Source organism: uncultured Caldilinea sp. (assembly GCF_937128415.1).
Lineage (GTDB): Bacteria > Chloroflexota > Anaerolineae > Caldilineales > Caldilineaceae > Caldilinea.
The window spans coordinates 1-13606 of the sequence record NZ_CAKZMJ010000025.1 but is presented as its reverse complement, the minus strand read 5'-3'; the positions used below and the strand labels follow the sequence as shown (position 1 = coordinate 13606).

Genomic DNA, 13606 nt, shown 5'->3' with positions numbered 1-13606 from the left:
CCGCTTCCACTCCCCAACGACTTCTGCAGGTCATTTTCGTCGGTTCACCAAGGAGGAAACGCTTATGAAAACGCAACGATGGTTGGCGCTTGTAATTGTGCTATTCATATCTTTGGTCGGGTATCGCATTGCAGCCGCTCACGGAGATGAGCCGCATCCGCATCCTGCTGATGCAGCGTCGGAGCCGGTTCAAGGCGCCGGCGTGCATGCGGCCTGCCCCGGCGGCCCGACCATCGACGGCGTCACGCTGGACGAGTGCGTCACGCGCACTTTCCTCGTGGGCGGCGTCAACAAGACGATCCGCGTCTGGTACACCAAGAACCAGACGACCGCCACGCGCACCGTCGATGGAAACACGGTCACCCTGGAGCATTGGATCACGCAGGATAACCAGGCGCAACAGGTGGCGGCCTGGTTCGAGGAGGCGTGGCTGCGCTTTTTCGCCGATTCGGGGCACCATCTCTATGACACCGGCTGCGGCAATCTGGTCAACGTTCGACTCGAAGATGGGGTGGGTTGGTCCGGCATCGCATACTGGGGCAGCCCGGGCAATTGCTGGATCGGCATCGATGCGCCGATGGTGCGCAACGGCGGCGGACAGTGGGTCGTCTATCATGAGGCGCAGCACTATCTGCAATACTCGTACGACAACGGATGCTATGGTTTCCTCCAACCCAATTATCCCGACGACTCCGAATTCGTGGAGGGCTACGCCGACCTGGGCGCCGACAGCGTCAATGTTGCGGTGGACGCCATGGGGTACAGCGGCATCACCTATAACCCCTCCACCTCGATGTACGACAAGGACTACGGCAACATTTTCAACAAATATTTCATCGAACAGCTCGGCACGATCGGGACGCCCAGCGATCCCTGGCATCGCATTGACGCTATGTACGACCACTACAGCGAATGCGATAACCAGGATACGCTGTATGTGCTCAGTTCGTTGATCCCGGCCCTGAGCGGCGGCAAATGGACGGAGCGCGAATTCTTCCTCAACTTTTTCGCCGCCAACTGGGCCAAAGACTGGGCCGACCCGGTGACCCAGCCCGAGCTGGTCTATCTCGACGACGACGCCAGCCCCTACGGCAATCTGGCGCCTACGACCCAGAACATCACCATGGCGGGCGGAAGCCAGAGCTTCCCTGATAGCACGCCGGACGACTGGGCGGCGCGCTACTATCAGGTGACGCCGCAGGCGGGATGCCCGTATCTGCAAATGGAGGTGGACGGCTCCTCCGGCGCACAGCTTGGCATCAATCTGATGGCGGCCAAAACCACTGCGCCCCGGCGGGTGTTGCGCTCGGCCCGCATCGGCGAGGACTTTGTGCGCACCTTTGCGGCGGCGGGCGTCCACAACCGACTGGTGGCGGCGGTGAACAGCTTCAACAACAACTACAGCTATACGGTCAAGTTCACCTGCGTCACCCCGACGGTGAATATTCTGGAGCCGAGACAGGTCAAGTTCGCCCTCGTCGGCGACCCGGCCAGCCCGATCGCCTTCCTGGCGCGCTGGACGGTGAGCGACGGCGTCAGCACGGTGCGCGGCCTGCAGGCTTCGGACTTCTCCTTCGACGCAGGCGGGGATCCGGTTACCCTGGTTCCGGGCACCTTCCAGGAGGTCGGCAACGAATACTGGGCGATTCTCCTGCCGCCTGTGAAGCCGGCCGGAACCACCTTCGTCAACTTTCGGGTGACGCTGCACACCAGCATCTCCGACACAGAAACCAACGCCCTGCTCTATGTGAACCCCGGCAACACCGACACCGCCCTGAGCTTCGACGCCAGCGGCTCGATGAACACGGAGGACACAACCGGTGAAGGCACGCGGCTGACCAATGCCAAGCGCGCTGCGCAGGTCATCGCCGACCTGTTGCGCGTCGGCGATCGATTGGTCGTGCAGGATTGGTCGGCGTTCAACTCGCCTCCAGGCTGTGGACTGCCCTTCGGCGACGGCAACTGCCCGCTCGACATCCGCACCCTGCTGCCGCTCACCGAACTGACCGCCGGTAACCTGAATACGGTGATCGGCATGGCGCGCACGCAGATCAACGCCATCAGCGCGCGTGAGTGGACGCCCGTGGGCGGCGGCATCGAGGCGGCCAAGAACGCCTTGCTGGGCGGCGCTCCCAACACCAACCCCAAACACATCTTCCTGCTCTCCGACGGCGAAGAGAACGTGCGCCCCCTCTACGCCGACATTCGCGCCGGCCTGATTGCCTCGGGCGTGGTCGTCAACACGATCGCCTTCGGGCCGGAGGCGCCGGGCAACTTGATGGCGCAGATTGCGGCCGACACCGGCGGCGTCTATCGACCGGTGGCGACAGGCGTCACCGGCTCCGGCGTAATGGCGGCGAACGCGGAGGCGATGGCGGCGTTCGAGGCGCTCCATCTGCCGGTGGACGCCTCGGCGGTGATGGCGGCCTCCTACCTGCCCGGACATCTCGGCCTGGCGAATGTCTACGACTACTTTGACACCGAGGCGGAAGGCGCAGCGCGCGTCATCAATATGAACTACACCAATGCGCCCGCCTACCCCGCAGAGGGCAGCGTCAAGGAGATCATGATCGTCGTGGACGCCAGCGTCAACCAGTTGCGCCTGGTGGTCTCCGGCAAACAGCCCGATGATGAAGGCTGCACCGTCAGCGACATCCGCAAAGTCGATGTGATGCCCCCCAGCAGCGATCCGCAAAAACGGTGGATTCCGATCAGCCCACCTCTCGCCGGCGTCACGCCGTCCGATTGGATCGTCCGCAACAATCGCTTCGACGACGTGCTGATCGTGAACAATCCCGAAAAAGGTCTCTGGCGCTTCCGCACGTACTATTATCCGAATGTCTGCATCCCGCTGGCCGCCGGCGATGCGACCGACGAGACCCAGGTTGCGAGCGCCGCCGTCGACGGCGCAGAAGCCGCCACCGGCGCGCCCTATGCATTCTTCATGAACGTCTCGGTGCAGTCCACCATTCAGCTCGAAGGTCGGCTGCTCGGCCTCAATGCCGGTCAGGGGGTGGCGGGCGACGAGGTGACCATCGTGGGCATGCTGCTCGATCGCAATGGAGCAATTCCTGCAGCCACCATCGCAGCGTTGGTTGAAGGACCCGCCGGCAACGCGATCATCCCGTTGAAGGATGACGGCGCCAACAACGACGGCGCCGCCGGGGACAACATCTACGCTGCGCGCTTCGCCCAGACGGCCTATGGCGGCGGGTACAGCGTGCGCATCCTGGCGTACTTCAAAGACCCGGCCAATCCGTCCAACTTCTTGTGGCGAGAATGGAACGGCGGCTTCTGGATCAAAGGCCCGCGGCCTGATCTGCAGCGGTGCGGCGGCCCCGACGATACGGACAACGACTGCATGCCGGACGAGTGGGAGAAACGCTGCAAGTTGATCGTCGGGCAAGACGATCGCAACGCCGACCCGGATCGCGACGGCCTGACCAACTATCAGGAGTTGCAGCTAGGCACGCGGCCCTGCCGCGCCGACACCGACAACGGCGGCGAGAACGACGGCTCCGAGGTCAACAACAACCGCGACCCGCTCAACCCGAAAGACGACAAGGTGCGGGTGCTGGATAAAATCCGCGTGCGCCCGCTGAACAGTTCGATCTTCATCGGGTGGAGTCGGCCGTTCTCCTACACGCAAATGATCGCCTACATCTCCACCACCCCTGATGATCCAGGCCAACCGTTCGAGATAGGGCAGCAAGGCGACTTCCTGATCACCGGCCTGCGCAACGACCAGACGTATTACATCCGGCTGCAAGGGCTGAACGAGGAGGCGCAGGGCGACCTGAGCGATCCGATCCCGGCGACCCCCAAGGCCGACCCGGACATGCCTTCCGGCGCCATCTTGATCGAGAACGGCAAGCAGCGCACCGGCAGCAAGCAGGTGACCCTGTACATCAGCGCCACCGACACGCCGCTGGAGGGCGCTGCACAGGGCGCAGCGGCGCATCAGACCGACCTCTACTCCACGCTTTTCAACGTGGTGAGCGGCAACGTTCAGATGCGCTTCTCCAACACGCAGGACATGCAGAACGCAGCCTGGGAGCCGTTGGCCGAGCGCAAAACATGGACGCTCGACTGCAACCCCGGCGAGACCTGCACGGTCTATGCGCAGTTCCGAGACGGGGCGGGCAATGAGTCGCTGATCGTGTACGACACGATCGTGCTCGAGGCGGCGAACGCCAATCAGCTCTTCCTGCCGGTGATCAGCCGGTAGTCAAGCCCCTCGTCCGGACATCGTCGGCCGCCGGCGAGAAACCGGCGGCCGGCGTTCTCATGTTCTCGGCAGACGGCAAGACGCTCTCGCTTTGTTTTTGAGGTGATGAATTGACAGAATCTTTCGACGGCTGTAGGATGGCCGCAGACCAGCGCAAGGAGAGATGAACAATGTCTTTTCGACCCAATCAGTCCGTCGTCACCTGCACCGCCGTCAATCTGCGCGCCGCACCGGGCTACCTGGGCGTCGCTGCGCCGCCCGTGCTGGCCGTCATGCCCAAAGGGACAACCTGCATCGTCACCGGCGCAGCGACCCTGGCCGACGGACTGACCTGGTGGCCGGTGCGCGTCACGCTGGCGGATGGCCGGAGGCTGGAGGGTTGGGCCGCCGAACGCGTGGGCGAGGCGCTGTTGTTGAGCGCCGTCGAAGCCGCGCCCACGGAGCCGGTTGCGCCCAGGCCGATTCCCCCATCGCCGCCGTTGCGCCCGCCTAAACGCAACCGACTCGGCTTTTATCTGCATTCCACCGAAAACCGCGATGGGCTGTGGGACGCCATCAGCCGCGTGCAGCCGCCCGTGATCCTGATCCACGAAGACGCCGCCAATGACATTCTGTTGCGCGAGATCCGCGAATGGCGCGCGCCGGACGCACTCGTGATCGGTCGCTTCTACGTGACCAACGAGGCGCAGCGCGCCATGCTGGAAAGCGGCGACCCGGAAGGGGAGGGGCGTCGCTTCGCCGAGCGCATTCTCACCTATGACTTCGGCAAATTCAGGCGGCGTCACCCGAACGGCAGGCTTTACATCGACGCCTGGATGAGCCTCAACGAGTGCCTGCCCGGCCCCGCCTCCGGCAGCTATCGCGAAAATCCTGCCTATTACCACCGCCTGTACGAGGCGTACGACCGTTTCCAGGTCGCGTTTCGCAATCGCTTACTCTCGGAAGGCATTGAGGCGGTCGCCTTTAACTTCGCCGCCGGCAATTTCAGCGCAGCGTCGCACTATCTCAATTTTTTCCCCCGCACGCTGGCGAGCTACCTTTACCTGGGCTTCCACGAATATGGCTGGCCCTCCTTGATTCCAGGGCGAGGAACCTACACCGGCGCCGGGTTGTATCGCGTAGTGCTTGAAAATGCGCGGCGCGGCGACGGCAGCCGCCACCGCATCGTCATCACCGAGGCCGGGTTGACGCGCGCCTATGGCCACCCGCACAACCCGGACGAAGGTTGGCTCAATCGGCAAGAGCCGCTCGACGAGAATCGCTACTGGGAGTCGCTGGCCTGGTACAATGCGCTGCTCGACCAGGACGACGTCGTAGGCGCGTGCCTCTATCAGGTCGGTCACCGCGGAGATTGGGCGACCTTCCGTCATTTGGGCGTCGACAACCAGGGGCGTCGGCTGCATGTGATCGACCGCATCGTCGCCCTGCGCGAGGCGCTGGCGCAGCAGACGTTGCAGCCCGCCTCGGCGCCCGCATTGCCTCCTTCGCTGCATCAAACAGCGACGTTGACCGGTCAGGTGCTGTTGAACGGCAGAGCGTTGGCCGGCGCGCATGTTCGGCTGTTAGGCGACTTGGCGCAGCTTGGCGAAGTGCGTGGAGCCGTCCTTGTCGTCGATGCGCCGGACGCCCTGCCCTTCCTATGGGATCGGACGGTGGCGGGCTATGCGGGGACGCTTCGTCGGGCGTGGCGCGATCTGGTGGAAGGCAAAGTGGCGGGGATGGAGTATCCGGCGTTTCGGCGCCAGTTTGTCGCCTATAACCCCTCTATTGCGCAGACGCGCGGGCGTTTGCTGGCCGACCAGGAGTATCTGCTGCCGCGCACCGTGGGCGCCGGTCGTTTTATGCTCGCCTGTGCGACGTCGCAGCGGGGCGTCTTTCGCTTTCGAGATGTTCGCTCCGGCGTCTATACGGTGGAGGTGGAAACGCCCGATGGGGTGAAGCGCAATGTCGCCCTTGCTATTGATGGGCAGACGCGTGTAAAGCTTCTTCTGGAAAACGACGCGTTGCGCGTACAAAATCTCTCCTCTTCTTCCTAAATGGAACGCCTCTAACCTCGCATCGCCCTGGAATCAGAGATACTATTGCGTATTACGTGTTACGTGGCTGTTGCGCGTTTCAAAATCGGATTCTTTCAAACGATGCAACACGCTTTGTTCAAGGAGAGTTGCATTCCATGAGACGATACACCGCTTCGCTTTTGCTCTTTGCTCTGTTTCTGTCGGCTTGCACCGCGCCGGCCTCGAATCGCGCTGAACCGCCGGCCGCAATCATACCTGCATCTACGCCGACGGCGATAGCGACGCCGCCCGCCTCAGACGATGTCTTCGAGGCCGAGGCTGCGTCCCAGATCGACGTCGCACTGCCTACGCCGACCCCGACCCCGGCCGTCGCCGCGTTGGCGCCTGACCAGATTCGATTGCGCCTGGAGCCGGTCTATCGAGGCTTTGAACTGCCCGTCTTTTTGACTCATGCCGGCGACGGCAGCGGGCGATTATTCGTCGTCGAAAAGACGGGCAAAATTTGGGTCATCGACAACGGCGAAGTGCAGCCCACGCCCTTTCTCGACGTAAGCGGCAAAATCACGACGGCGGGCAATGAGCAGGGATTGCTGGGCATGGCCTTCGCACCCAATTTCATCGAAAGCGGCCATGTCTTCATCAACTACACCGATCGTCAGGGGACGACGGTCGTCGAACGCTACACCGTAGCGAGCGACACCCCCAACCGCGCCGATCCACAGAGCGCTTTCACCGTGCTCACCGTGCCGCAGCCCGCCAGCAACCATAACGCCGGCATGTTGGACTTCGGGCCGGATGGCTATCTCTACGTGCCGTTGGGCGACGGCGGCGCGGCCAACGATCGCTTCGGCAATGGCCAAAACCCCGACGCGCTACTCGGTAAAATTCTGCGCCTCGACGTCACCGGCGACCCGACCCAGCCCTATTTGATCCCGCCGGACAACCCCTTCGTGGCAGCGGATTGGAATGGCCGCGCCGTGCGCGATGAAATCTGGGCCATCGGCCTGCGCAACCCCTGGCGCACCAGCTTCGACCGCGTCACGGGCGATTTCTGGATCGCCGACGTAGGGCAGAATCGCTTCGAAGAGGTCAACGTCGTCCCCTCCGGCGCGCCCGGCGGATACAACTTCGGCTGGCCGATCATGGAGGGCAAAAGCTGCTTCAACGCCGCCGACTGCGACCAGAGCGGATTGACGCTGCCCGTGGTTGATTACGCCCATGGCCGCGGCGACTGTTCGGTGACAGGCGGCTACGTTTACCGCGGCGAGGCGCACCCGCAGTGGCAAGGCGTCTATTTCTACGGCGACTTCTGCAGCGGCCGCATTTGGGCGCTGGCGCCGGACGGCGCAGGTGGCTGGCTCAATGCGGAGGTGCTGGACGCCGATTTGGCGATCTCTTCATTTGGCGAGGACGAAGCGGGCGAACTGTACGTGCTCGACTACGGCGGCGGCGTGATCTATCGGATGACGGCGGAGTGAGATGCTGCCTTTTCTCATCAAAAAGAAAAGAAAGCAACTTTCAGCAAGCTATCTTTCTTCGTGCTCTTCGCATCACTTCGTGGACGAAATTGAACGATCCACAAAAGAAACACGAAGAGCACGAAGAGGGTTTTATCGAGGGAAACTCTTACGGAAGATCTCCAGCCTTTCTTCCATGGACTGCCATCTTCCATGAACTTGGAGACTGGATGAAACTATCTGCATCGAGCTATTTTGCAGACAGCCGCTGAATCAGCTCGATCAACTGCTCTGCCGCCTCATCGACAGTGACTCCGCCATAGGCCAGGGACTGACCCAGCAACCGCAGCTCGTTTACGAATTCCTGATCGTTCGGGAGGTTCGGACCTTGCGGAACCATCTGATCGGCGATGGCGTTGTAGATGCGATAGACGGCCGCATCGGCTTCGGTGGACTGATCGGCAATCGCTGTGCGCACGACAGGCGAGCTGGGCACGCCTCGATTGGTGCCAAGGACGGCGCCGGCCTCCGGGTCGGTCACAAAGAAGTTGATGAACAACGCGGCCTCTTCCTTATGGAGGCTGGCTTTGTTGATCCCGATGCATTGGCTCATCTGGATGGCGTATGCATTCTCGCCGCCTCTGGGGAGCGTGATGGCGCCGAGCTGATCGGTCATCGCCGCCTGGTAGCCCGCCAGCTGATTGCTCCAGATCAGGCCGATCGCCGCCTTGCCCGCCACTAGCGCCGAATTGTCTGCGCCAGTCTCCCCATAGGTGGCCGTGGTGTCTGCGTCTGGGATCAACCCCTCAGCGCGCATATCGGCCCACATCTGGAACCACTTTCTGGCGGATTCCACCGTTGCGTAGGATTTGCCGCCCTCATCCAGCGTCCAGATCGGCGTACCCTGCTGTTGGAAGAAAAAGCTCAGATAATTCGCCGTATTCGTGCTGTTGTCGACAAAAGGATAGACGCCTTGAGGCAGCTTCGCCTTGAGCTGCCGGCCATAGTCCAGAAGCTCATCCCAGGTCATCAAATCCTTCGGAAGCTCAGCGCCTGCTGCTTCGATCATTGTCTTGTTATAGGCAAGGATCAGTGTATTGGTGCCCAGACTGACGCACCAGAGGGAACCGTCTCGCGTCGCGGGGATGAGCGCAGTCTGGTCAAAACGTTCAGGTGTGTCGATCAGGAGCTGTTTGCCCAGATAGGCGTTGAGCGGCTCAAGATATTGCTGGTAGTCGGGCCAGTTCCCGCCGAGTTGGATCAGATCAGGGGCGTTGTTCGCCGCCAATTGCGTATTGATGATCTGAAAATGGTCGGCGGTTCCACCGTTTGGCTCGCCCATCACTTGGATCTCAGGATAGGCTGCCTGGAAAAGTTCAATGACTTTTTGAGTGCGGGCTGCGCGCTCGTCGTTGCCCCACCAGCCGAAGCGAATTGTAACCGAACCATCGGCAGGCGTCGACGCGGCCTGCGCAGGTTCAACAGTCGCTGCCGACTGAGGGGGCGCAGAAACTGGCGCGGGTTGAACGCATGCTGCTAACAAGAGTGCGAACAAAAACGGGAGCATGATCGTAACAGGGCTCCTCATAGGTGAATCCTCCTTCTGGGTGCCAGATGGTTTGAACAAACGAATACAGGGCAGATTGTCATCGCATCATTTCATATTTCACCCTCCTATTTTTCGCATCGGTCATGGCAGTCTCGACGATTCATGAACGGCGCCGACGCTGTCATCTGCAGCGAGCTTTTCAGCCCTTCAGACCGGTGGTTGTGATTCCCTCCACAAAATATCTCTGTAGGGAGAAGAACAGAAAAAACGCAGGGAGCATGGCTAGCGTCGACATCGCCAATGCGGCGCCCCAATTGGACACTGCTCCCGCATCGCCGACGAACGTGCGCAGTGCACGCGCCACGCTGAAAATCGGCGGCTTGGTTAGATAAAGGAGATGGTTGAAGAAGTCATCCCACGTCCAAAGGAAAGTGAAGAGCGCAACCGTCACCAAGGCGGGCAGGGCGAGCGGCAAAATGATGCGAAGGAAAATGCCGAACTTACTGCAACCATCGATCGTCGCCGCCTCGTCCAGCTCTTTCGGTAGACTGCGAATAAATTGCACGAGCAAAAATACGAAAAACGCGTCGGTCGCCAGAAATTTAGGCGTTAAGATCGGCAGAAACGTTCCCACCCATCCGAAAGAGTTGAACAAGATGTACTGTGGCACCAGGGTGACGTGCGCAGGCAGCATTAGCGTCACCATCATTACCGCAAACCAAAAGCTCCGGCCCGTAAATTTGAGACGGGCGAAAGCGTACGCAGCAAGCGAACAGGAGATCAAGTTCCCGAGGATGGCCACAGCGCACAGCAAGAGGGAATTTGTAAAGAACACACCAAATGAAACACCGGCGTATCCCTTCCATCCGGCGATGTAGTTCTCAAGGGTCACCGCCTTTGGAATTAACCCCGGATCGCTGAAGATCATGCTGTTCGGCTTGAACGAACTGACGATCATCCAGAGCACGGGGTAGATCATCGTGATTCCCAGGACGACGATGAACAGATGCGTCAACCCATGACGTAAAGCTGCACCTGTTTTCACGTCACTCCCCCGTTCCATAAGAAACCCAAAAACGTGATGAGCGGAAGATCAACGCTGTGAGCGCTCCGATGATCAACAACAACACCCAAGCCATGGCGGACGCATATCCCATTTCATAATAGGTCCAGCCCTGGATGTACAGATGCAAGGTGTAAAACAGCGTGGAGTTCAGCACGCCGCCCCCGCCGCCGCCGATGATGTACGCCTGCGTGAACACCTGGAAGGCCGAGATCATCTGCATGACCAGGTTGAACAGAATCACCGGAGAAAGCAGAGGAAGGGTAATGAAAAAGAATTGATGGACTTTGTTGGCTCCATCGACGCTGGCGGCTTCATAGTATTCCTGCGGGATCTGTTTCAATCCTGCTAGAAAAATGATCATCGAAGAGCCAAACTGCCACACCGCCAATAACACAAGGGTCCAGAGCGCATATCGAGGATTGGTGATCCAGCCAGGTAGGTCGGTGAAGCCAAGGGCGCTTAGGAAGGCATTGACCAGACCGTCTTTCTCGAACAATTTGCGCCACAGCACGGCGATGGCCACTGAACCGCCGAGGAGCGTGGGAATGTAATACACCGCGCGGTAAAACGGCACCCATCGTAGCTTCTGACTCATCAATATTGCCACGCCAAGGGCGAACGTAAGCTTCAAAGGCACCGCTGCAAAGACATAGGTGAACGTGACCGAGAGAGACTTCATATAGTGCCTGTCTACATGCATGGCCTCGCCCGTGGCAGCCGTGAACTGGGACAGGCCGAACACGGAACCGAACATCTTGACGTAGTTGCCAAACCCAATCCATTGCATTGCATCTGGCTTGGTGAAGTTGTAATTGGTGAAGCTCAGCCACAGGGAATAGATCATCGGATACAGCGTGAGCACAAAAAAACCGACAAGCCAGGGCGCAAGAAACAAATACCCTGCAGCGTTGCGCCTGAGAAACCGAACGACGGCGTGCGAATCGCTCATGGCAAGCCCTTTCTGTGCATTTTTCGAGGCGACATGCCTTTTATTCTTTCATTTCTTTTTTCTCAAAACGGGGCCGGCCCTGTTGACTCTCGTACGATGAAGCGCGCCTGCACTTCCACGCGCTGTTGTGGACGTTCAGGATCGTTAATGCGCAACAGCAATAGCCTGACCGCCTCGCGCCCCACGCGGATCATATCCTTTGAGCTCGTCGTCAAACGCGGCGTCAGATAGCTGGCCATCGGGATGTCATCAAAACCCACCACCGATAGATCCTCCGGAACGCGCAACCCTAGATCGCTGGCGGCGCGCAGCGCACCGATAGCCAACAAATCATTAATCACAAGCAGCGCTGTGGGCCGATCAGAAAGCGTCAAAAGTCGCTGCGCAGCCTGATAACCGTCCTCTAAACTTGTGCCGCAGGTGACAATCAGCCCCGGATCGACCGAGAGGCCAGCCGCTTGTAAACATTCCTGATAGGTCAACAGCCGATCCAATCCACCGGACATATCGACCGGCGGGTTCTCGGTCTCCGACGTCTCCCACGCTGAACGCACGCCGTAAATCAAGCCGATGCGCCGATGTCCAAAATTTAACAGATGCTCCATCGCCTCGCGCGTCGCCGTGCGGTAATTCGAAACGATGCAGTCGATCGCTGTGTGCTCCCCGATTTTGACGATGGGGAACCGGCGCTCCAGAAGCTGATTCAGTGTCTCCTGTCCTTTCGCCGATTGGAGAACAAAGGCGCTCATCAGAATCAAACCATCGATGCGATGCTGCGACAGCTCCTTGAAAATATCATCTCCATACTCCGGGCTAAGGTCTGCGCTGGAAAGCAAGAGATGATAGCCTGCGGCGCGCAGCTCCTGCTCGACGCCATCCGCTGTCTGCCAAAAGTGCGGGTTATGAATTTCCGGAAGAATAAGGCCAACCGTTTTAGTGCGTCCTGAACGCAGCGCCTGCGCGCGAGCGTCAGGTTCATAACCCAGCTCTTCGATGGCAGCCCAAACGCGCTGCCGAGTCGCCTCCGAAATGAGCACCCGTTCAGTGGCAACGCCGTTCAAGACGTATGAAACGGTTGCTCTGGAAACACCAGCCAAACGAGCAACATCCGCTTGCGTCGGCTTTTTCATATTCATTCTGTTGTTGTGGCCGTTTTTGTGAATCGAAGATAGTGACAGAACAATTTACACGTGTAAGATTACACGTGTAAATTGGTGCAAATAATAACATGAAGCGAATCGATTGTCAAGAACTAATTTTTAGTTTTGTTTTGCTTTTTTATGAAGCGATAACAGCGATGAAACTAAAACGGAAGACGAGTCCATCCTTCCCAAAGGGTGACGCCAACGCCTGTCATGAGTAGGCCAAAGTAGATCGCTGTCGCCACGTTGAAAAGATGTCCTATTAAAATGCTAACGCCGTCTTTTTCGAGCTCGCCGATTGCAAAGAAAATCAGAGACAGGGCTGGCAGCGTATTGCTGAACGGTACAAATCCGAAGGGAGCTATCAACAACAGTGCTGCGGAGAGATATGCCAGTTGATGGATTGCGCTGAGAGCATTTTCGGTTAACCAAGGCAATCGGTGAGGTCGACTGACTTTTTCAAGGCGATGGAGCCAGGGGAGCGCCTTGGTTAAACCAACGATCAGGTTGTCAGCTGCAATGGTTCGTCGGGCAACGGCTCTCGGAAGCCATAAATGACGATTGAAGAGGCGGGCAACACCGATCAACAGGATCACCGTTCCGAACACCGTGCTTACACCGGGGATTGAGATGGGGATCAAGAAAATTAGAGAAAGAAAGATGGAAAGCAGCAGCAGGCCTTCGTCTTTAAAAATATTTAGAATGTGCGCTATTGTGATGACGCCTTCCGGCATTTCATGAGCGATAATTTCTAACTTTTCGCTCAGAGATTTGTGATGAGGGCCCGGCTGACCAGAATTTTGAGTTTTCTCTGTCATTGCAACAACCCCTTTCTATACCATCTTGCATCAAATAAAAAGACCACCGTCACTTCTGTGTGACGATGGTCTTGCCTTTCCTGAGCAACCGGGACGAATGTCCGTCTTGACGATTGCGCAACCCGTGAGACGGGCGGCTACTCCCCATCGGAGCAAAAAACGATGCACAGTATTCTAATTTGCCCATGCCTGTTTGTCTATTTTCTTCGAGCTATGTTTCACATTCGCTCGGTAAAGCGGTGATTGCTCTCGATTTGCCAGAGGAATTGGGTTAACCGTCATTCCGCCGGAGACGAGGGACTGACCAGGTTCCGGTAAAAAGTAGCGAGCGATGTACAATAGATATATGAAGGTTCACTCGCTCCGTTTTCATTGGGGA

The 13606-nt window shown here is 58.9% G+C and carries 8 protein-coding genes; 3 read left to right on the top strand and 5 right to left on the bottom strand.

The annotated features are described in order from the left end of the window. Positions 1 to 64: 64 nt before the first annotated feature. From Q0367_RS03155 to Q0367_RS03145, 3 genes are all read left to right on the top strand, one after another. Positions 65 to 4228: a choice-of-anchor X domain-containing protein gene (locus tag Q0367_RS03155; protein ID WP_298980922.1), complete on the top strand. Its 4164-nt coding sequence runs from the start codon at positions 65 to 67 to the stop codon at positions 4226 to 4228. Positions 4229 to 4398: 170 nt separating this feature from the next. Beyond that, positions 4399 to 6264, top strand: a complete 1866-nt coding sequence (locus tag Q0367_RS03150; RefSeq protein WP_298980921.1) for a hypothetical protein — start codon at positions 4399 to 4401, stop codon at positions 6262 to 6264. Positions 6265 to 6401: 137 nt separating this feature from the next. Then, positions 6402 to 7724 carry a sorbosone dehydrogenase family protein gene (locus Q0367_RS03145; protein WP_298980919.1) on the top strand — a complete coding sequence of 441 codons (1323 nt, stop codon included), beginning with the start codon at positions 6402 to 6404 and terminating at the stop codon, positions 7722 to 7724. 229 nt (positions 7725 to 7953) lie between these two features. Here the strand turns inward: Q0367_RS03145 and Q0367_RS03140 are convergent, their stop codons facing one another. The 5 genes from Q0367_RS03140 to Q0367_RS03120 all read right to left on the bottom strand — a co-directional run bounded on the left by Q0367_RS03140 (position 7954) and on the right by Q0367_RS03120 (position 13227). Further along, entirely contained in the window at positions 7954 to 9330 is a 1377-nt protein-coding gene (locus Q0367_RS03140) for an ABC transporter substrate-binding protein (protein ID WP_298980917.1), read from the bottom strand. A 121-nt stretch (positions 9331 to 9451) separates the two neighbouring features. Next, entirely contained in the window at positions 9452 to 10231 is a 780-nt protein-coding gene (locus Q0367_RS03135; protein ID WP_298980916.1) for a carbohydrate ABC transporter permease, read from the bottom strand. A 67-nt stretch (positions 10232 to 10298) separates the two neighbouring features. Further along, on the bottom strand, positions 10299 to 11267 hold the full coding sequence (locus Q0367_RS03130; protein ID WP_298980914.1) for a carbohydrate ABC transporter permease: 969 nt from the start codon (positions 11265 to 11267) through the stop codon (positions 10299 to 10301). Positions 11268 to 11329: 62 nt separating this feature from the next. Then, positions 11330 to 12397: a LacI family DNA-binding transcriptional regulator gene (locus Q0367_RS03125; protein WP_298980913.1), complete on the bottom strand. Its 1068-nt coding sequence runs from the start codon at positions 12395 to 12397 to the stop codon at positions 11330 to 11332. Between the two features lie 173 nt (positions 12398 to 12570). Next, on the bottom strand, positions 12571 to 13227 hold the full coding sequence (locus tag Q0367_RS03120; RefSeq protein WP_298980911.1) for an exopolysaccharide biosynthesis protein: 657 nt from the start codon (positions 13225 to 13227) through the stop codon (positions 12571 to 12573). Positions 13228 to 13606 lie beyond the last annotated feature (379 nt).

Coding starts and splice junctions, on each gene's coding strand:
- Q0367_RS03155 (WP_298980922.1), top strand. CDS start 65: ATGAAAACGCAACGATGGTTGGCGCTTGTAATTGTGCTATTCATATCT.
- Q0367_RS03150 (WP_298980921.1), top strand. CDS start 4,399: ATGTCTTTTCGACCCAATCAGTCCGTCGTCACCTGCACCGCCGTCAAT.
- Q0367_RS03145 (WP_298980919.1), top strand. CDS start 6,402: ATGAGACGATACACCGCTTCGCTTTTGCTCTTTGCTCTGTTTCTGTCG.
- Q0367_RS03135 (WP_298980916.1), bottom strand. CDS start 10,231: ATGATCTACCCCGTGCTCTGGATGATCGTCAGTTCGTTCAAGCCGAAC.
- Q0367_RS03130 (WP_298980914.1), bottom strand. CDS start 11,267: ATGAGCGATTCGCACGCCGTCGTTCGGTTTCTCAGGCGCAACGCTGCA.
- Q0367_RS03125 (WP_298980913.1), bottom strand. CDS start 12,397: ATGAAAAAGCCGACGCAAGCGGATGTTGCTCGTTTGGCTGGTGTTTCC.
- Q0367_RS03120 (WP_298980911.1), bottom strand. CDS start 13,227: ATGACAGAGAAAACTCAAAATTCTGGTCAGCCGGGCCCTCATCACAAA.